The organism is Streptomyces sp. SPB162, from assembly GCF_029504575.1.
Taxonomy (GTDB): Bacteria; Actinomycetota; Actinomycetes; order Streptomycetales; family Streptomycetaceae; genus Actinacidiphila.
This window is the reverse complement of record NZ_JAQFII010000001.1, coordinates 6,433,668-6,453,384: the sequence shown is the minus strand read 5'-3', so window position 1 is coordinate 6,453,384 and position 19,717 is coordinate 6,433,668. Positions and strand designations below refer to the sequence as shown.

Here is a 19,717-nt window from a genome sequence, read left to right as displayed (position 1 = left end):
GCCATGCCGTCAGTGGACCGAACAGACCGTACTGGTGATTGTGTAATTTACAGATCGGACCTTGCTATGTGTTCTGTGTGACCTCATAGTTGCGGAGTGGCTGCTTCCCAAGACGCTCTCCGGGTAGCGCGGCATGACGGCCCGACCCATCCCGGCCGCCATGACGTCTTCCGGCTTCCCGCGCAGAACGCCTCCGTGGCGGATGCGCGCGGACGTGTCCGCGCGTGCCTGCGCGAATGGGGGGTGGATCTCGAAGCCACCGACGACGCGGGGCTGGTGGTGACGGAGCTGTTCACCAACGCCGTCCGCCACACCGACAGCGAGAAGATCACCTGCTCGCTGCTGGCCCTCGGCCGGGTGCTGCGGGTGGAGGTCACCGACCAGGGGCACGGGCCGACCGAGCCGCGCACCCGCACCGCCGACGTGGACGAGGAGTGCGGGCGCGGACTGCTGCTCGTCAGCGTCCTGGCGCAGTCCTGGGGGGTGGGCCCGGCCGAGGACGGCGAGGGGCGCGTCGTCTGGGCCGAACTGCTCTGCGCTCCCACCCGCCGCCACCGCTGACCGTCCCCGCAACCGACGACGGCCGATGACGGCCGCCGCCGAGGGTGCCTACAGCGGCAGCAGGTCCGGGCGCTTGGGCTCGACGTGGTCGCCCGAGGACTCGCCGCGCAGCCGCCGGCCGATCCACGGCACCAGGTGTTCGCGGGCCCAGTGGATGTTGTCCCGCCGCACCTCGCCCGGGGCCCGCACCGGTGCCGGCTCCCACACCTGCTCGGGATCGGCGCACACGGGCAGTCCGAGCACCTGCGCCGCACGCAGCGCGACCAGGGTGTGCCCCTCCGGGGACAGGTGTAGCCGGTCGCCGCTCCACGCCCGCCGGTCCTGCACCGACCGCAGCGACCACAGGTCGAGCACCGGGCAGTCGTTGCGGTCCGCGATCGACCGGACGTGCGCCGTGTAGGTCGCGATCTTGCCGCGCAGATGGCGCAGTACCGGGACGTCACGGGTGTCGAAGCCGGTGCAGATCAGCACCGTGCCGACCGCGGAGGTGAGGTCGGCGACCGCCGCCTCCAGCCGCTCGGCCACATCGTCCGGGTCGCTGCCCGGCCGGAGGATGTCATTGCCGCCCGCGCAGAAGGTCACCAGGTCCGGCGCGAGCTCCCTGGCGCGCGGTACCTGCTCGGCCACGATCTGGTCGAGCAGCCGGCCGCGCACGGCGAGGTTGGCATAGCGGAAGTCGTTCTCTGGGCGCCGATCGGCGAGTTGTACGGCCAGGCGGTCGGCCCAGCCGACGAACGCGCCGTCCGGACCCGGGTCGCCGACGCCCTCGGTGAAGCTGTCCCCCACCGCGGTGTACGACCCGATCGCGCCACTGTTGTTTGATTTCGAATCGTCAGCCACGTCAGCCCATACTTCACCTCGCGAAGTGGCCTACGCCACCGTAACCGGGGGTTGACATGGCGTGATTTAGAACACCAGGTCACATCCTGCAGAGGCGGAATACGGCGGCGTCCAGGTCTCCCACCAGCCCGGTCCGCAGTCCGCGGGTGGCCAGGACGGCGCCCCGGTGCACGGTGCCGGTGGCGGGATCCCGGTACTCTGCCGCCGGGTCGAGCCCGCGCAGCCGCAGCGGCGGCTGGGGTTCACCGAAGGACTGGGCGGGCAGCCACGCCAGGACGACCGTCTCGTCGCCGCGCACGTACTGGACGGCACTGAGGCCGCCGTCACCGGGTGGGCGCAGCCGGTACAGGTCCCCGTACTGCACGACGGGCCGGATCGTCTTGTACAGCTCGATCCACTCCGCGGCCTCGGCCAGTTCCGCCGCGCTCCACGCCGTCAGGTCGCCGCCGACGCCGAGGACCCCGGCCATGGCGCTCACGAAGCGGAAGCGCAGGCTGCTGACCCGGTGGTTGAGCATGGTGCCGGGGCTGTCGGTGACCCAGGCGGCCATCACCCGGGCGGGGTGCAGCTGACTGAATCCGTGCTGGATCGGCAGCCGGTCCAGCGGATCGGTGTTGTCCGAGGTCCACACCTGGTCGGTGCGGGAGAGGATCCCGAGGTCCACGCGTCCGCCGCCGCCCGAGCAGGATTCGAAGGCGACGGCCGGGTGGGCGGCCCGCAGCCGGTCGAGCAGGTCGTACAGCCCGTGCACGTGGTCGGTCCACAGCCGCTGCGGGTACGGCTCACCGGGCCATCCGGCGTCGGTGAAGCACCGGTTGAAGTCCCACTTCACGTAGTCGACGGGCGCGCTGTGCAGCAACGCGTCCAACTGCTCCCAGAGGTACTCGCGGACGTCCGGGCGGGCGAGGTTGAGGACGAGCTGGTTGCGGAACTCGGTGCGCCGCCGTCCCGTCTGGTGCTGCACCCAGTCGGGGTGCGCGCGGTACAGGTCGCTGTCGGCGTTGACCATCTCCGGCTCCACCCAGATGCCGAAGCGCATGCCGAGGGCGTGCACGTCGTCGGCGAGCGGCTTGAGTCCGTTCGGGAACCGCTCGGGGTTGGCGGTCCAGTCGCCCAGTCCCGCGCGGTCGCCGGTCCGCGCGCCGAACCAGCCGTCGTCGACGACGAACAGTTCGACGCCCAACGCCGCTGCCTGGCCCGCGAGTTCGCGCTGTTGCTCCTCGTTCACGTCGAAGCCGGTCGCCTCCCACGAGTTGTAGAGCACCGGACGCGGCTGCTCGGCGTCGGGGATCACGTGGGCCAACTGGTACGCGTGCCAGGCGCGGCTCGCGGCCCCGAAGCCGCCGTCGCTCCAGAGTCCGGCGAAGACCGGGGTGGTGAAGGACTCCCCCGGCCCCAGCACCAGCAGTCCCGCGTCATCGTGCCCGACGCCGCCGACGGCCTGCACCCGGCCGTCGGGCAGCTGCTGCACGGCGATGCGCCAGGAGCCGGACCACGCGAGCGCGGCCGTCCACACTTCGCCGTGCTCCTCACCCGCGTCGCCCGCGTCGAGGCCGATCCACGGCAGGTGGTGGTGGCCGGTGTGGCCGCGCCTACTGCCGATCACCTTCTCGCCCGCGGTGAGCCCGGTCCTGGCCAGCCGGGTCTCGGCCGCCCAGCGGCCGTGCAGGTGCGACAGCCGCCACGCGTCGCGTTCCGGCAGGGTCCAGGCCGCGGAATCGGCACGCAGCAGCTCCACGGGGCCGGTGTGACCGTTGGCGACGTGGGTGGCGGTGGCCCAGCGCTCGATGACGTCGGAGCCCGCACGGACGCGGTAGTGCAGCGTCAGGTCGAGATGGTGGACGGAGTCGTGGAAGTGCAGCCGCAGCTCGTCCTCCTCGGTCTCGGCCTCCTCGAAGCACCATTCGGTGCCGCGCGCCGTGGCGTCGCGCACCGACAGGGCGGGCCGCACGAAGCGCGGGCCGCCCTCGACGGGGTACTCCTCGTGACCGTCGAGCGGGGACTCGAACGGCCGTCCCTCGGGAAGCGGCTCCGCGGCCAGCGCCTCGGCGTCGGCGAGCCGGATCCGGGCGCCCCAGTGCAGATGGAGCAGCTCGTCGCGCTCGGTCAGCCGTACGGCGTAGCTGCTGCCGGGGCCCGAGATCAGCCACAGCCGCCCGCCCCCACCCGTCTCAATCATCAGAACTCCCCTATTCCGATCACGTCCGAACATCGTCACGCGTGTGGGACCCGAAGGCAATGCCGACGCAACGACATACCGGCCGGTACGTCGTCGGGTGCGGTGTCGTATCGTCGGCTGAGGTTCAGCCCCGAGCTCTGAGCCGTGACCCGAAGGAGCGCCGGTGACCCAGCAGCTGCCGAAGACCCCCGCCACCGACACCGAGACGGTTTCCGGCGCCGCGAGGGGCGCCGCGACCGGCGCGGAGCCGGCACTGACCGGTGTCCGGAACTTCCGCGACGTGGGCGGTCTCCAGGCCGCGGACGGGCGCCGGGTCAGGCCGGGGAAGCTGTTCCGCAGCGGCCACCTCGCCCACACCACCGACCAGGACGCGGCCTTCCTGGCCACCCTCGGCCTGCACACGATCTTCGACTTCCGCAACTCCGACGACATCAAGCTGGAGGGCCCCGACGTCGAGCTGCCGGGCGTCCGCAACGTCAACATGCCGCTGAGCGACCCCGCCCACGGCGCCGACTTCTGGCACACCGTGCGCGACGGCGACCTGACCGCGCTGCGCGACGCCCTCGGCGACGGCAAGGGCGCCCAGCGCATGGTCACCGCCTACCGGCAGCTCATCCTGGACCGCACGGCCCAGCACAGCCGCATGCTCGAGCTGCTCGCGGAGGAGCCGGCCGTCCCGGCCCTGCTGCACTGCGCCGCGGGCAAGGACCGGGCCGGCACGTCGATGGCCATCATCCTGCTCGCCCTCGGCGTGGACCGCGCGGCCATCGAGGCCGACTACCTCGAGAGCAACGCGGCCCACCGCCGCTACAAGGTCCAGCGGGGCGACGGCGCGACCGGCGCCGCCATCGACCCGGAGATCATGCAGCTCCTCAGCCCGCTCTTCGAGGCCCGCCTCGAGTACCTCACCGCCGCCTTCGACACCATCGAAGAGCGCTGGGGCTCCGTCGACCGCTACCTGTCGGAGGGACTGGGCTGTACGGAGGAGCGGCGCGCGCGACTGCGCGAGCTGCTCCTCACGGACGACTGAGACGACGACCGGGACACGGCCGCCGGGTCACCAGCCCCACCGCCCGCGGGCCGCGTCGTGCGGGTCGGTGACCCAGCCCGCGGTCAGCACCAGCCCGGTGGCGCGGTGCACGGCGAGGAAGCCGAAGGGGCGGTCGAACGTCACGGTGACGAACTTCGCCTTGTCCTGCGGCACCCCGGCGGCGGCCATGGAGAAGGCGGTCACGGCCGCGGCGACGAAACCCTCCGCGCTGAAGGACGCCGTGATCGACTGCCGCGCGCCCCCTACCGCCAGCGGCGCGTCGCTGACGCCCGGGAAGTGACCGTGATCCGTGTCCCGAGCGGCTTCGAGGCCGAACAGCTCCGCGCGCTCCAGCAGGTCATGGTCGTCGCTGACGGTGAAGGCCGCGGTCGCCGTGTGCAGTTGCGGCTCGGAGTCGAAGCTCGTGACCTCCGCGACCGCGACGCCGGGCCCCGGCGTCCCCTCGGCCAGCCGGCCGCCGGGCAGCACCTCGTACGCCCCGGCCAGCACCTCGGTGCCCGCCCGGAGAACGTCACCGGCCGCGGCGGTCTCCTCGCCGAGCAGCAGCCGGACGTCGATGCCGTTCGAGCCCTGGACGTCCAGGACGGTGAGCGCTCCCACGGACGTCTGCGCGACGCCCAGCAGGTTCAGATCGGAGCCGGAGCGCCTGAGTCCGGCGACCTTGCGCCCCACCCAGGGGCCGCGCCGCGGCTCCAGAGTGGACGCCCAGAACGGCTCCTGCCACCTGGTCTGCACACACAGCGCGCTCGCGAGCGCCATGCGCGTCCTGTCGTCCAGGGCGACGGGCATCTCCTTGATGAGACCGCCGGTGTTGCGGACGGCCCAGCCGTCGAGCTCCTTGCGGTCCACGGCCGGGTCGCCGGTCAGGCGGCCGGAGACGGCGGGCGGCAGGCGCTCCAGCCAGTCGCCGCGCAGCGGCACCTCCCGCTTCGTCCAGACGCCCAGCGCCGCGTCGATGCCGTCGGCCCCGCCGAGTTCCTCCAGCAGCGCGCGGCCGTGCTCGATCGCGTCGTCCGCGGGCACCCCCAGCGCCCGCTCCAGCTCGTCGCGGGCGGGTCCGTCCGCCGCGCCGCCGAGGAAGGCCAACAGCGGCCAGACGCCGACCGCACTGAACGCGGTGCCCTTACCCGGGGGGACCGCCGCACCCGTCCATCGCGCCGTCAACGCGTTGACCGCCCGCACCGTCGCCGTGTCCACCCCTGGCCACCCCGTCCTCACCGATTGGCGACCGCCTGCTTGACCAGCGTCCGCCCGAAGTCCCACATCAACCCGCCGCCGCCGTGCGCGTCGTCCATCACGGCGGTGAACGCTTCGACGAACCGGTCCACGTCCGACTCGTCGATGATCAGCGGCGGGATCAGCTTAATGACTTCGAGGTGGTCGCCGGAGACCTGAGTCAGAATCCGGTGCCTCTGCAGCAGCGGCACCACCACCATCTGCGCGAACAGGCCCTTGCGGGCGGCCTGGAGCATCGCCCAGCGGCTGCGCAACCCCAGAGAGGTCGGCCTGCCGAACTCGATCCCGATCATCAGCCCGCGCCCGCGCACCTCGCGCAGCAGCTCGTAGCGGTCGACGAGGGCGGCCAGTCGGGTGCGCAACAGGTCGCCGGTGTGCCGGGCGTTGGCGACGACGCCCTCGTCGTCCATGACGGACAGCGTCGCCAGACCGGCCGCCATCGCCTGGGCGTTGGAGCCGAAGCTGGCGGAGTGCACCAGGACCCGGTCCATCGAGGAGTAGACCTTCTTGAAGATCCATTCCTTGCCGAGCGTCGCGCTGACCGGAACGTAGCCGCCCGACAGCGCCTTCGAGACGCACAGCAGATCGGGTTCGACCCCGGCCTCGTGCTGATAGGCGTAGAAGTCGCCGGTCCGTCCGAGGCCGGTCTGCACCTCGTCGGCGATCAGCAGCGCCTTGTGCCGGTGCAGCAGTTCCTGCGCGGCGCGCAGATAGCCCGGCGGGGTCTCGTGGACGCCCTTGCCCTGGATGGGCTCCACGATCAGCCCCGCCACGTCGCCGCGCTTCAACTCCCTTTCCAGCGCGTCCAGATCGCCGAGCGGAATGGCGGTGTCGGGCAGCAGCGGGGCGAAACCGTCGCGGAAGCCGTCCTCGCCGTTGACGGACAGCGACCCCGTCGTCAGCCCGTGGAACGCGTGCGCGCAGTACAGGATCCGCGGTTTGCCGGTGGCGTAGCGGGCGAACTTCAGCGCCGTCTCGACGGCCTCGGTGCCGCTGTTGCCGAAGAACACCCGGTCCAGGTGCGGGCTGTGGGTGAGCAACTTCTCGGCGAGCAGTCCCGGCAGCGGCTGGCAGTCGAAGCGGGTCAGGTCGGCGAGCCCGGCGTCCAGGACGTCGTGCAGCGCCTTGCGGACGACGGGGTGGTGCCGCCCCAGGCCCATCACGCCGAAGCCGGCGAGCATGTCGAGGTAGTCCTGGCCCTCGGCGTCCCAGAAGTGCGCGCCCTCGGCCCGCTCGTAGACCTTGTCGAAGCCGATGGTGCGCAGCATGCGCGGCAGTTGGTGGTTGAGGTGCTTGGTGTGCAGCTCGTAGCGCTCGCCGCCGCGTTCGGCGAGGAGCGTCGCGATGTCGAAGCCCTTCGCCGCCGGCGGCGCGGCCATGGGGGGCGGTTCGACGGGCTGCGACTCAGACGATGTCATCGGGTGCCAGCTCCTTGCTCGCGTCGCCCACGACGCCGACCCCGTTGCGGCGGGCGAGCGTGGCGCTGATCCGGCCGGCGATCTCGGCCGGCGTGAGTCCGATGTCGGCGAGTACTTCGCCGCGTTTGGCATGGGCCAGGAAGTCCGGCGGGATGCCGAAGTCGCGCACCGGTACGTCGACGTCCGCGTCCCGCAGCGCCTGCGCGACCGCCGAACCCACGCCACCGGCACGGCTGTTGTCCTCGACGACCGCCACCACGCGGAAGCCCGCGGCGAGCGGCGGCAGCGTGGCGTCGACCGGTTTGACCCAGCGCGGGTCGACGACCGTGACGCCGAGGCCGCGTTCGCCCAGCAGCTCCGCGACCGCCAGGCAGGTGCCGGCGAGCGCGCCGACCGACACCAGCAGCACGTCGGGCCGCGGATCACGGCGCAGCACGTCCAGCCCGCCGATCCGCTCCAGGGCCGGCACCGCCTCGCCGACCGTCTCCTTGGGGAACCGGACGACGGTGGGCGCGTCATCGATGTCGACGGCCTCGCGCAGCTGCGCGCGCAGCTGGTCGGCGTCGCGCGGGGCTGCGATCCGCAGCCCGGGCACGACCTGCAGGATCGACATGTCCCACATGCCGTTGTGCGAGGCGCCGTCCACGCCGGTGACGCCCGCCCGGTCCAGTACGAAGGTGACCCCGCACTTGTGCAGCGCCACGTCCATCAGCACCTGGTCGAACGCCCGGTTCAGGAACGTCGCGTACACCGCGACCACCGGGTGCAGACCGGCGGTGGCCAGCCCTGCGGCCGAGGTGGCGGCGTGCTGCTCGGCGATGCCGACGTCGTAGATCCGGCCGGGGTACGCGGCGGCGAACGGCGCGAGCCCGACGGGTTGCAGCATCGCCGCGGTGATGGCGACGACCCCCGGGCGCTCGGCGCCGATCCGCAGCATCTCGGCGCCGAAGACCGAGGTCCACGAGGGACCGTTGGACGGCGCGAGCGGTTCGCAGGTGAGCGGGTCCATGGCGCCGACGGTGTGGAAGCGGTCCGCCTCGTCCCGCTCCGCCGCCGGGTAGCCGCGGCCCTTCTGCGTCAGGCAGTGCACGAGCACCGGCCCGTGGAAGCGCGCGGCGCGGCGCAGCGCCGATTCGACGGCCGCGATGTCGTGCCCGTCGATCGGGCCGACGTACTTCAGGCCCAGGTCCTCGAACATACCCTGCGGGGCGAAGGCGTCCTTGAACCCCTTCTTCGCACCGTGCAGGGACTCGTACAGCGGCCGGCCCACGACGGGGGTGCGCTGCAGCCGGTCCTTGCCCCAGGCCAGGAAGCGCTCGTATCCGTCGGTGGTGCGCAGGGTCGCCAGGTGGTTGGCGAGTCCGCCGATCGTCGGCCCGTAGGAGCGCTCGTTGTCGTTGACGACGATGATCAGCGGGCGGTCCTTGGCCGCGGCGATGTTGTTCAGCGCCTCCCAGGCCATGCCACCGGTCAGCGCGCCGTCCCCGATGACCGCGACGACGTGGTCGGGCCGTCCCAGCACCTGGTTGGCCTTGGCGAGGCCGTCGGCCCAGCCGAGCACCGTCGAGGCGTGGCTGTTCTCGATGATGTCGTGTTCGGACTCGGCACGCGACGGATAGCCGGAGAGGCCGCCCTTGCCGCGCAGCTTCGAGAAGTCCTGCCGTCCGGTGAGCAGCTTGTGGACGTAGGACTGGTGGCCGGTGTCCCACAGCACGCGGTCGGCGGGCGAGTCGAAGACGCGGTGCAGGGCGATGGTCAGCTCGACCACGCCCAGGTTGGGTCCGAGGTGGCCGCCGGTTCTCGCCACCGCCTCCACGAGGAAGTGGCGGATATCGGCGGCGAGTTCGTCGAGTCGGGTTTCGGGCAGTGCTTTCAGGTCGCGCGGGCCTCGGATGTTCTCCAGTATCGACACGATGGACCTCGTTCCCCCTACCGGGATTGCTGCGGTCAGCCGACGGCGGCTCCGGGTGTCCCCGCGAGCGCGCCGCCTGCTTCCAACTGCTCGGTGATCTTCACCGCCTCTTCGGTGCCGGCCCGCTCCCGGTGCGCCGCGCGGGGCGGCACACCGGGAGCGGGCGGGGCGGTACGGCGGGCTGACCGAGCGCTGTCGGCTCGTTCCCCGACATCCGGGCCGTCACTTCCCGCGGTTCCCGGCCACCGTCTCTCGGGCGGCACGGAGCGATTCCTTGAGGGAGCCCATGGTGGCGAGTACGGCGGTCGGCTCGTAGCCGCAGTGCGCCATGCAGTTGGCACAGCGCGGGTCCTTGCCGCGGCCGTACTTGTCCCAGTCAGTCTCCTCGATCAGCTCGCGGTAGGTGGGCACGTAGCCGTCGCTCATCAGGTAGCAGGGTCGCTGCCAGCCGAAGAGCGAGTAGTTGGGGATGCCCCAGGCGGTGCACTGGAAGTCGGCCTTGCCCTCCAGGAAGTCCAGGAAGAGCGGGCTGTGGTTGAGCCGCCACTTCCGGCGGTTGCCGCCCGCGAAGGACTTCTTGAACAGCTCACGGGTCTGCTCGACGCCGAGGAAGTGCTCCTGGTCGGGTGCCTTCTCGTACGCGTAGGCGGGCGAGATCATCATCTCGTCGACCTTGAGGTCGTCATTGAGGTAGTCGAGGACCTCGATAATGCTCTGCGGGGTGTCGGTGTTGAAGAAGGTCGAGTTGGTGGTGACCCGGAAGCCGCGTCTCTTGGCCTCCTTGATCGCCTCGACCGCCTCCTCGAAGACGCCGTCCTTGGCGACCGACTCGTCGTGCCGCTCCTTCAGCCCGTCGATGTGGACGGTGAAGGCGAAGTACGGGGACGGCGTGAACTTGTCCATCTTCTTGCGCATGAGCAACGCGTTGGTGCAGAGGAAGACGTACTTCCGCTTGGCCACCAACTGGCGCACGATCTCGTGGATCTGGGGGTGCATCAAGGGCTCGCCACCGGCGATGGACACCATCGGGGCGCCGGATTCGAGCACCGCGCCGACCGCCTGGGCGACCGGCATGCGCTGCTTGAGGACCCCTGCCGGGTGCTGGATCTTTCCACAGCCCTCGCAGGCCAGGTTGCAGGCGAACAGCGGCTCCAATTCCACGATCAGTGGAAACTTCTCACGGCGTCGGAGTTTCTGTTCCATGAGGTACGTTCCGACCCGGATGGACTGGCGGAGCGGCATAGCCATCTAGCTCACCTCCAGGAGAGCACAGCGGTAGTACGGTGCCATTCGAAAAAGGCAGGAAGAATAGCCCTTAGCACGCGGAATGCGGTCATTCCGGTGCGCAGCGTGCCGACACGGACCAGTTCATACTCGGGAGTGTCGACAACAACGCGGACGGCGGCGACGGGCCGCGGTCCGCGCGCCAGGGCGGCGCGCAGTATTGCGGTGGATTCCATGTCGACCGCGATCGCTCCTGTCGACCGCAGAACGGAGCGTTCCGCGCCCCGTACGACATGGTCGGACCCGGCCAGGCGTCCGAGGTGGACGGTGTGCCCCGCCGCTTCGAGCGCGGCGGTCAGTCGTCCCGCTCCGTGGGTCTCGTCCGAGACCACGAGGTCGCCGGGGCGCATGCCGGCGGCCAGGCCGGCGCAGAATCCGGTGGCGAGCACCGCCGCGTCCCGCAGGTGCGGGGCGCGCAGCGCTTCGGTGACGGCCCGGTCGGCGGCCATCGGTCCCATGCCGGTGCGCAGCAGGGCGACGGGTCCCACGGCGCCGGTCCGGTCCCCGCCCCGCAGGGCGAACCGTTCGACGCCGAGGGCGCAGACGACGAGCAGAGCCGTCATCCGACCGCCTTGCCCTTCGGCGCGTTGCCGATGACTCCCAGCGGTTCGCCGCGCACGTAGCGCCCGAGCGCCGTGAGCGGGAAGACCATGCGGTACAGGTGGTAGTTGATGGAGAAGTCCCGGGGGAATCCGGTCCCGGTGAAGTACGGCTCGTCCCAGGAGCCGTCGGCCTGCTGGGTGTCCACGAGCCAGCGCACCCCGCGCTCCACCGCGTCGCTGTCCCGCTCGCCCGCCGACAGCAGGGCCAGCAGTGCCCAGGCGGTCTGCGAGGCGGTCGAGACCCCGCGGCCGATCCACTCCTGGTCGGAGTAGGAGCGCAGGTCCTCGCCCCAGCCGCCGTCCTGGTTCTGCACGCTCTCCAGCCAGCTGACGGCCCGTCGGACGGTGGGGTGGCCCACCGGCAGTCCGGCCGCCACCAGTGCGGGCACCGCGGACCCCGTGCCGTAGATGTAGTTGACGCCCCAACGGCCGAACCAGGCTCCGTTGTCCTCCTGTTCCGCCAGCAGCCAGTCGATGCCGCGCCGGGTGTGGGTGTCGCGCTCCAGGCCGATCGAGGCGAGCATCTCCACCACGTGCGCGGTGACATCGGCGGACGGCGGGTCGATGACCTCGCCGAAGTCGCAGAACGGCAGCCGGTTGGGGAACGCGCTGGTGTTGTCGGCGTCGAAGGCGCCCCACGCCCCGTTCTTCGACTGCATGCCGATGTTCCAGCGCACGGCCCGCTCCACGGCGGCGTCGACCCGGCCCGGATCGGGGTGCTCGACCCGCAGCAGGGCCAGCACGACCTCGGCTGTGTCGTCGATGTCCGGGTAGTTGTCGTTGTGGAACTCGAAGGCCCAGCCGCCCGGTTGCAGCCCCGGCCGCTGCACCGACCAGTCGCCCGGCTTGGTGATCTGCTCGTCCAGCATCCAGTCCGCCGCCTTGACCAGCGCCGGGTGGTCGGCCGGCACACCGGCGTCGGCCAGGGCGATGGTGGCCAGGCAGGTGTCCCAGACCGGGGACTGGCACGCCTCGATCATGCGGGTGTCCTCGTCGGGCCACACGGCGAAACGATCCAGCGAATCGAGCCCCGCGCGAACGACCGGATGGTCGAGTTCGTACCCGAGCAGGTGCAGGGCGATGACCGAGTACACGGCGGGCGGCTGGATCCCGCCCCAGCAGCCGTCGTCCTCCTGGCGGTCGATGATCCACTGCGCGCAGGCCTTGAGCGCGGTTCGCCGCAGCGGTCGGACGCCGACCTTGCGGTACAGGTGCAGGGCCCGGTCCAGCCGCTGGAAGAGGCCGTCCCAGCTGGCGAGCGGGGCGTGCGGGCGCGGCGGGTTGGGCTGTGCGGGGTCGCTGTGCAGCTCGCTAATCCCGAAGTGCGCCGGACGGACCGGGCGGTGGGCGGCGACGACGGTGAGCGGGACGATGGTCTGCCGGGCCCAGCAACCGAAGGCGTAGATGTTGAGCGGGAACCACTTGGGAAGGTAGATGATCTCCGGCGGCAGCTCGGGGAGGTCCTCCCAGCGCCACCAACCGAACAGGGCCAACCAGATCCTGGTGAAGACCCGGGCCCCCACGACGCCGCCGGCCTCGCGCACCCACGCCGACGCGTCCGCCATGTGCGGCGCCTCCGGCGCGTCGCCCGCCAGCCGCAGCGCGACATACGCCTCGATCGTCGCGGACAGGTCCCCCGGCCCGCTGTGGAAGGTGGGCCAGGACCCGTCGTCACGTTGCAGCGAACGGATCCAGCGGGCGGCGGCCTGCGTGGTCCGCTCGTCCTGGATGCCGAGGAACTGACGGAGCAGCAGATCCTCGGCGTCCATCGTCACGTTGGTCTCGAGGTCGCCCTTCCACCACCCGTCGGGATGCTGGGCCGCCAGGAGATGGGCGGCGGCGCGCTGCGCGGCGCGCTCCGCCGCCTCGGCACCACCGACGTGTACGGGGTGCGGTGCCGAGGTCGTGCTGGCCGAAGGTGCCTGGGGGGCTGGGGCCCCCGGACTGCCGTCGGTCGTCGCTGTCATGGCTTCCCCTTTGCAGTTGAGACTTCTGCGGTGTTGGGGCTGCCGTCGACCGTTACACGTGCTGGGTCGGCGACGTGCTGCGCTCCACGTTAGATCTTTACTTCTCGCGAACCACCACAAAATCCGCCAGGCCTACGAGCTTACGTTGAATTTCGTCCGGCATGTCCATTTTATCCAGCGCGGCGATTGCGGTGGCGTATTGGCGACGGGCTTCCTGGGATGTCCACTCCCGGCCTCCCGCCTCTTCGATCAACGCCGCCCGCAGGGCGAACTCTTCCTCACTGAACGCACCTGTTTCAGGATTCTTGGCATCTGCCGCGAGCAGTTCCCCCAGTTGTTCGGAGGCACTGCCGCCGGCCGCCAGCGCGGCGACCACGGGCAGTGACTTCTTGCGCTGCCGCAGATCGCTCCAGGTCTGCTTGCCGGTCGCCGCCGGGTCGCCCCAGATGCCGAGCAGATCATCGATCGCCTGGAAGGCCAGCCCGAGGTGGTAGCCGTACTCCTCCAGCGCGTCGGCGTCGGACTCCGACGCGCCGCCGAGTACCGCGCCGATGGAGGAGGCGCAGGCCAGCAGGGCGCCGGTCTTGTTGCCCTCCATCTCCAGGCACTCCTCGACGGTGACGCGCTCGCGGTGCTCGAAGGAGATGTCCTGGGCCTGACCGTCGATCAGCTTGCGGGTGGCGACGGTCAGCCGCCGGGTGGCACGGCCGGCGTCCACGGTGCACTGCTCCAGCAGCACCTCGTTGGCGAGCGCGAACAGCGCGTCACCGACCAGGATCGCCTGCGCGGGACCGTGCACCTTCCACACCGTGTCGCGGTGCCGGCGCTGCTCGTCGCCGTCCATCAGATCGTCGTGCAGCAGTGAGAAGTTGTGCACCAGCTCGACGGCGACCGCGCCCGGGATGCCGACCTCGGGGGGCGCCCCCGCCGCCTCGGCGGACAGCAGCGCCAGCGCGGGGCGCACGGCTTTGCCGCCGTCGCCGTCGGCCGGCCGGCCGGCCGCGTCGATCCACCCGAAGTGGTAGGCGGCGACGGTGTCCATCGGTGGCGCGAGCCGTTCCACGGCCGAGCGGAGCACCGGTGTGGACAGGGTGCGGCCGCGCTCCAGCAGCTCAAGGACGCCGGCAGCGGTCACGATTACTCCTCTGGTTGCACTGGCTGTGCTCATACGGCCCTCACAACATCGTTCTCGAACGGAAGGCCTAGTGCGGTCAAAGCTTCTCGGGAGGCGTTCAGTCCACTGCGCACGGCGCTCTCCATGGTCGCGGGCCATCCGGTGGCGGTCCACGCGCCGGCCAGGTACAGACCGGGGGCGCGGGTGGCCGCGCCCGGCCGCAGCCGCCCGACACCGGGCGTCGGGGCGAAGGTCGCCGTGCGCTCCCGGGTGACGAAGAAGTCCGTCACGCCGGCCCCCCCTGGCGGCGGGCAGCAGACGTTCCAGCTCCGGCAGATACCGCGCGCGCAGTTCCGCGACCGGCAGATCGATCTCGTCCTCGACGGCGGACTGCGAGACGGCCAGGTACTGGCCGGGCCCCGTCATCCCCGAGCTCTCGGTGCGGTCGAAGACCCACTGGACGGGGCTGCCGAGCGCGGCGAAGAACGGCTGCCGCAGCACCTGCCGGTCGTAGACGACGTGCACGTTCAGGATCGGCGCGGTGCCGATCCCCAGCAGCGCGTCGGGGTCCTCCAGCGCGCCCTGCGGCAGCAGCCCGTGCGTCTCGCGCTGCGGCAGCGCCATGACGACGGTGCCGGCGTCGAGCCGCTCGCCGCGTCCAGGGCCGGTCTCGGTGTCGACCAGCCAGCCGCCCCCGGCCGACTGCTCGATGCCGGTCACCCGGGACCGCAGCATGATCCGCACGCCCGCCGCGTCCAGCGCCTTGCGGGCCCGGTCGTCGTGCAGCTCGCCCAGCGGCGCGGCCGCCCAGCCGATGTCGGCGGCGCCGGCCTCGGACAGCAGCCCGGTCTTGAAGACCATGGCGGCCAGCCCCAGCGAGGCATGCGCCGCGGTGGCGTTGAGCGTCGCGACGCCCACCAGGTCCCACAGCGCCTCGATGGTGCGCGGGGACTGGCCCCGCTCGCTCAGCCAGCTCGCGAAGTCCGTGTCGTCCAGCGCCGGGTCGTCCAGGTCCAGGGCGCGCAGCGCCAGCGCGGCGCGCCCGACCATCGCCCGTTCCCGGAGCGACAGGTGCGGATACGTCGCCAGGCTCGCCGCCAGGTGCAGCGGTACGGGCAGCGCCGCGCGGCGCAGCCGGCCCAGCCGCATGGTCGACGCGTCCAGCACGGGCACGTCGAGCCGGTCCTGCAGGGTGACCAGGTCGCGCGCCGCGATCCGGTCGAGGAACCACTGGTAGGCGGTGCAGCAGCGCAGGAAGACGTGCTGCCCGTTGTCGACGGTCAGCTCGCCGCGCCGGAAGGAGAACGCCAGCCCGCCCAGGCGGGGACGCGTCTCGATCAGTGTCACCCGCAGCCCGGCGTCGGCCAGCGCCAGTGCCGCCGTGGTGCCGGCCAGCCCGCCGCCGACGACCACGGCGGTCGGAGGACGTTCGGAAACCTCGGAACCGGTCATGCGCCCTCCCCCCTCTCCATGCCGCCCGACGCGATGCGACGCTCCGTCACCGGCACTGACGCACTGGGGACGTGACTGGTTGCCAGGAACGTCACCCGCGCCCCCGTGCCGAGCGGCGGGCGTCGAGCCCCGCCAGTCCACGAACGGCGACGAACGCCTTCTCGTGGCCCGGGAGCGAGACCCGGCCGCGCAGCACCGCCTCGGGATCCGCGGCGATCCGGTCCAGCAGTCTGCGGTAGATACCCGCCATCGCGGCCACACAGGCGCCGCTGCGGCGGTCGAGCATAGGTAGCAATTGGTAGCCCGTCGCGAACAGGGCGCGGGCGCGGCGCACTTCGTACTCGATCAGGCCGGCGAAATCCGAGCCGGGCGGCGGGGTGTCGGTGTGGAACCCCTCCGAGCAGCCGAACTTGGCCAGATCCTGGGCCGGCAGATAGGTACGGCCGTTGCCGGCGTCCTCCCGGACGTCCCGCAGGATGTTGGTGAGTTGCAGGGCGAGGCCGAGGGTGTCGGCGTACCCGGAGGCGCGCTCCATGTCGCCGGGACCCCGTCCACCGGGGCCCACGGCTCCGAAGACGCCCAGCGAGAGCCGTCCGATGGCGCCCGCGACGCAGCGGCAGTACGCCGCGAGGTCGTCCCAGGTCTCGTACGTCCGGCCGTGCACGTCCATCAGGACGCCGTCGATCAGTTCGTCGAGTCCGCCGAGCGGCAGCGGAAAACGGCGTGAAGCGTCCGTGAGCGCCACCGCGACCGGATCGGTGTCGTCCTCGCGGATCTCGCCCGCGCGGATCCGGGCCAGCAGCGCCCGGGTCTCGTCCAGCCGGATCTGCTTGACCTCGGGGTCGAGGTCGCCGTCGCCGATGTCGTCGACGCGGCGGGAGAAGGCGTAGAGGGCTGACATGGCCTGCCGCTTGGGGAGGGGCAGCAGGCGGATGCCGTAGGCGAAGTTGCGGGCCTCGTGCCCGGTGACGCTCTCGCAGTAACGGTAGGCGGCGAGAACCGGCCCGGACGTGTGGGCAGAACCGTTCACGGTCCGCCTCACCCCTTTCTTCGCAAGGTCGACCCCACTTCGCGCAGCAGGCTTGGCTTGGTGGCCTTCGGCGGCCCCGGGAGCACGTCGTACCCCGCACCCTCGACCGCCTTCAGCGCGGCACGACCGCCGCCGACGAAGCCGGCGAGCAGAAGCCTGAGCCTGCCACGGACGCTACCCACCAAGGGGGTGCCTTCATTCAGAAGGTCCCGGGCGCGTTCCGCTTCGAAGGCCACCAGTGCGCGCACCTGTGCGCCGGCGGTGGGGGCGGCGAGGTCCGCTTCGGTGACTCCGAAGCGTTTCATGTCCTGTGCCGGCAGATAAATCCGGTCGCGGCCGAGGTCTTCGGCCACGTCCTGCAAGTGCTCGACGATCTGCAGCGCGGTGCAGACCGCGTCGGAGAGCCGGTTCCGTTCGGGTGTCGAGGTGCCCGTGATCCCCAGAACGAGCCGGCCCACCGGGTTGGCGGACAGTTCGCAGTAGGCGAGCAGGTCCTCGTACGTGTCGTAGCGCCGGACCCGCTGGTCCTGGCGGTTGGCCTCGATCAGGCCCTCGAAGGGACCGGGGGTCAGGCCGTGCCGGCGGACCGTGGGCTGCAGCGCCAGGAGCAGCGGGTGGCGCGGGGTTCCGTCGAACACCTTCCGCAGGTCGCCCTCGAAGGCGTCGAGCATGGCGATCCGGTCGCCCGCGGCGTCCTGCGGGAGGCCGAGACGGGCGGCGTCGTCCCGGCCGCCGTTGGCCAGGTCGCCGTCGCCGATGTCGTCGACGAGCCGCGCGAAGCCGTAGATGGCCATGAGGTCACCGCGCCACGCCTTGGGCACGAAGAACGGGGCGACGGGGAAGTTCTCGCGGGCGGCCTTGTCGAGGACGGCGCGCGACGGCGCGTCGGCGGTCACCGCGGGCGTCCCGTCCTACGCGCGACGGACGCGTTGTGGAGCTGGATGGTCCCGATCTTCATGGCCGCCACACTCCCCGTTCTACACCGGCGGGAAGAATCTTCCCATTTCGGACACGCCGCGCCCGCCCCGGAGCACCGCTACAGCTTACGTCGGGCAGGTCACCGGCGTACGCCGGGGGCGCGGGCGACAGCCGGGATTCCCTTCGGATTACCCCCGTCCGCCGCCAATCGGGCTATCGCCAGCGCCGGTTGACGCCCACAGGAGGGGCGCATGAGGCGGGTGCGAATCCCCGCCGGCGACGGGCGCGGGGTCCTGGCGGCGAGAAGGACGAACGGACGGGCCCCGCCGGTTCCTGCCCGGCGGGGCCCGATCGTCCGTGTGGTGGCGCCGACCCCTGTTCCGGTCCGCCGGCCGGCTACTTGTTGCTGGCCTCTTCGTAGGCCTTCAGCACGTCGTCGGTGGGGCCGTCCATCAGGAGCTCGCCCTTCTCCAGCCACAGCACCCGGTCGCAGGTGTCACGGATCGACTTGTTGTTGTGACTGACCAGGAAGACCGTGCCCGCCTCCTTGCGCAGCTCACGAATACGGGCCTCGGAGCGGCGCTGGAAGGAGCGGTCGCCCGTGGCGAGCGCCTCGTCGATCATCAGCACGTCATGGTTCTTGGCCGCCGCGATCGAGAACCGCAGCCGCGCCGCCATACCCGAGGAATACGTGCGCATCGGCAACGAGATGAAATCACCCTTCTCGTTGATCCCCGAGAACTCCACGATCCCCTGATACCGCTCGCGGATCTCCTCCTGCGACATCCCCATCGCCAACCCGCCGAGAATCACGTTCCGCTCACCGGTCAGATCGTTCATCAACGCCGCGTTCACCCCCAACAGCGAGGGCTGGCCATCGGTGTAGACCCGGCCGCTCTCCGGCGGCAACAGACCCGCGATCGCCCGCAACAACGTCGACTTACCCGACCCGTTCGACCCGATCAACCCAACCGCCTCACCCCGATACGCGGTGAAACTCACCCCCCGCACCGCATGCACCAACCGCACGTTCGGCGACGACTTGCGCGACACGATCCGCCCCAGGGCAGCCGTCGCACTACCCTTGCCGGCGCCCGCACCCCGCACCCGGTACACAATGTGCACCTCATCCGCGATCACGGTCGGCACACGGGATTCGCTCTGCTCAGCCACGGCCGTACTTCTCCTCAGCCTTCCAGAAATACACATACCCGCCGACACCCGCCACGACCGCCCAGCCCACCGCGACCGCCCACACATGCGGCGGCATCTGCTCCGCCGTCACACTGTCGATCAACGCGAACCGCATCAGATCGATGTACACCGCGATCGGATTCACATCCAGCAACACCCGCACGAAATACGGGGCATCCTTCGTGAAGTTCGCGATGCTGTACATCACCCCCGACGTGTACATCCACGTCCGCAAGATGAACGGCATCAACTGCGCCAAGTCCGTCATCTTGCTGCCCAACCGCGCCACCGCCAACGCCAGACCCGCGTTGAACACCGACTGCACGAACAACGCCGGCACCGCCAGCAACCACGACCAGGTCGGCACCTCACCGGTCATCAACACGATCGAGAACAACACCAGCATCGACATCAGCAACTGCTGCAACTGCATCAACGTGAACGCGATCGGCATCGACGCCCGCGGGAAATGCAACGCCCGAATCAACCCCAGGTTCCCCGCCACCGCCTTCACACCACTCATGATCGACGACTGGGTGAACGTGAAGATGAAAATACCCGTCACCAGGAACGCGATGAAGTTGTCCACACCACGATCGGTCCCCAGCAACAACCCGAAGATCAGGTAATACACCGCCGCATTCAGCAACGGCGTCATCACCTGCCACAACTGACCCAACCGCGCATCGGTGTACTGCGCCTGCGTCCGCGCCTTCGCGAACTCGTTGATGAAGTGCCGCCGGCCCCACAACTGCCGGGTGTACTCCACAAGGCCCGGCCGGGCACCACTGACCGACAGCCCGTACTTCGCCGCCAGCTCGGAAGCCGGCAGCCCTCCGTCAGGCCGGGAGTCCGACGGGGCACTCACGGCGACGGCGCCGTCATGCGCTGTTCCGCTCACAGTAGACACTTTCGTCCTCAAGGTGCGCGTCCGGGGAAGGGGGGTCCCGGACTGCGAC

Annotated in this window: 15 protein-coding genes and 1 pseudogene; 2 read left to right on the top strand and 14 right to left on the bottom strand. The window is 70.9% G+C overall.

The annotated features are described in order from the left end of the window. Positions 1-96: 96 nt before the first annotated feature. A complete protein-coding gene (locus tag M2266_RS29100) occupies positions 97-561 on the top strand; it encodes an ATP-binding protein (RefSeq protein ID WP_277440868.1) in 465 nt (154 codons plus the stop codon). Between the two features lie 48 nt (positions 562-609). Here M2266_RS29100 and M2266_RS29095 read toward each other — a convergent pair whose 3' ends face one another. Both M2266_RS29095 and M2266_RS29090 read right to left on the bottom strand, forming a co-directional pair. Continuing rightward, positions 610-1,401, bottom strand: coding sequence for an SGNH/GDSL hydrolase family protein (locus tag M2266_RS29095; protein WP_277440867.1), 792 nt, complete (start codon positions 1,399-1,401; stop codon positions 610-612). Between the two features lie 79 nt (positions 1,402-1,480). Next, positions 1,481-3,580, bottom strand: coding sequence for an alpha-galactosidase (locus tag M2266_RS29090; protein ID WP_277440866.1), 2,100 nt, complete (start codon positions 3,578-3,580; stop codon positions 1,481-1,483). A 253-nt stretch (positions 3,581-3,833) separates the two neighbouring features. Between M2266_RS29090 and M2266_RS29085 the strand changes: the two genes are divergently transcribed. After that, positions 3,834-4,610: a tyrosine-protein phosphatase gene (locus M2266_RS29085; protein WP_277441404.1), complete on the top strand. Its 777-nt coding sequence runs from the start codon at positions 3,834-3,836 to the stop codon at positions 4,608-4,610. Positions 4,611-4,637: 27 nt separating this feature from the next. Here M2266_RS29085 and M2266_RS29080 read toward each other — a convergent pair whose 3' ends face one another. The 12 genes and pseudogenes from M2266_RS29080 to M2266_RS29025 form a co-directional block, all read right to left on the bottom strand. Then, a complete protein-coding gene (locus M2266_RS29080) occupies positions 4,638-5,828 on the bottom strand; it encodes a serpin family protein (RefSeq protein ID WP_277440865.1) in 1,191 nt (396 codons plus the stop codon). Positions 5,829-5,845: 17 nt separating this feature from the next. Then, on the bottom strand, positions 5,846-7,246 hold the full coding sequence (locus M2266_RS29075) for an aspartate aminotransferase family protein (RefSeq protein ID WP_277441403.1): 1,401 nt from the start codon (positions 7,244-7,246) through the stop codon (positions 5,846-5,848). 25 nt (positions 7,247-7,271) lie between these two features. Next, positions 7,272-9,197, bottom strand: coding sequence for a 1-deoxy-D-xylulose-5-phosphate synthase (gene dxs, locus M2266_RS29070; RefSeq protein ID WP_277440864.1), 1,926 nt, complete (start codon positions 9,195-9,197; stop codon positions 7,272-7,274). Between the two features lie 222 nt (positions 9,198-9,419). Continuing rightward, positions 9,420-10,445, bottom strand: coding sequence for an adenosyl-hopene transferase HpnH (hpnH, locus tag M2266_RS29065; protein WP_277440863.1), 1,026 nt, complete (start codon positions 10,443-10,445; stop codon positions 9,420-9,422). Between the two features lie 5 nt (positions 10,446-10,450). Beyond that, on the bottom strand, positions 10,451-11,044 hold the full coding sequence (locus M2266_RS29060; protein WP_277440862.1) for a 1-hydroxy-2-methyl-2-butenyl 4-diphosphate reductase: 594 nt from the start codon (positions 11,042-11,044) through the stop codon (positions 10,451-10,453). Beyond that, the gene (shc, locus tag M2266_RS29055) at positions 11,041-13,050 is read right to left on the bottom strand and encodes a squalene--hopene cyclase (protein WP_277440861.1); all 2,010 of its coding nucleotides are present in this window, start codon (positions 13,048-13,050) and stop codon (positions 11,041-11,043) included. Before shc ends, M2266_RS29060 begins: the two co-directional genes overlap by 4 nt. Positions 13,051-13,147: 97 nt before the next feature. Then, positions 13,148-14,218 (bottom strand): polyprenyl synthetase family protein, encoded by a 1,071-nt coding sequence (locus M2266_RS29050; protein ID WP_277440860.1) that lies wholly within the window; start codon positions 14,216-14,218, stop codon positions 13,148-13,150. Next, a pseudogene (hpnE, locus tag M2266_RS29045) lies at positions 14,215-15,616 on the bottom strand (hydroxysqualene dehydroxylase HpnE). Before hpnE ends, M2266_RS29050 begins: the two are co-directional and overlap by 4 nt. 91 nt (positions 15,617-15,707) lie before the next feature. Continuing rightward, positions 15,708-16,646, bottom strand: a complete 939-nt coding sequence (hpnD, locus tag M2266_RS29040) for a presqualene diphosphate synthase HpnD (RefSeq protein ID WP_277440859.1) — start codon at positions 16,644-16,646, stop codon at positions 15,708-15,710. 8 nt (positions 16,647-16,654) lie between these two features. Beyond that, entirely contained in the window at positions 16,655-17,542 is an 888-nt protein-coding gene (gene hpnC, locus M2266_RS29035) for a squalene synthase HpnC (protein ID WP_277440858.1), read from the bottom strand. 418 nt (positions 17,543-17,960) lie between these two features. Next, the gene (locus tag M2266_RS29030) at positions 17,961-18,773 is read right to left on the bottom strand and encodes an ABC transporter ATP-binding protein (RefSeq protein ID WP_277440857.1); all 813 of its coding nucleotides are present in this window, start codon (positions 18,771-18,773) and stop codon (positions 17,961-17,963) included. Next, positions 18,730-19,659, bottom strand: a complete 930-nt coding sequence (locus M2266_RS29025; RefSeq protein ID WP_277440856.1) for an ABC transporter permease — start codon at positions 19,657-19,659, stop codon at positions 18,730-18,732. The genes M2266_RS29030 and M2266_RS29025 overlap by 44 nt, the downstream gene beginning before the upstream one ends. Between the last annotated feature and the right edge of the window lie 58 nt (positions 19,660-19,717).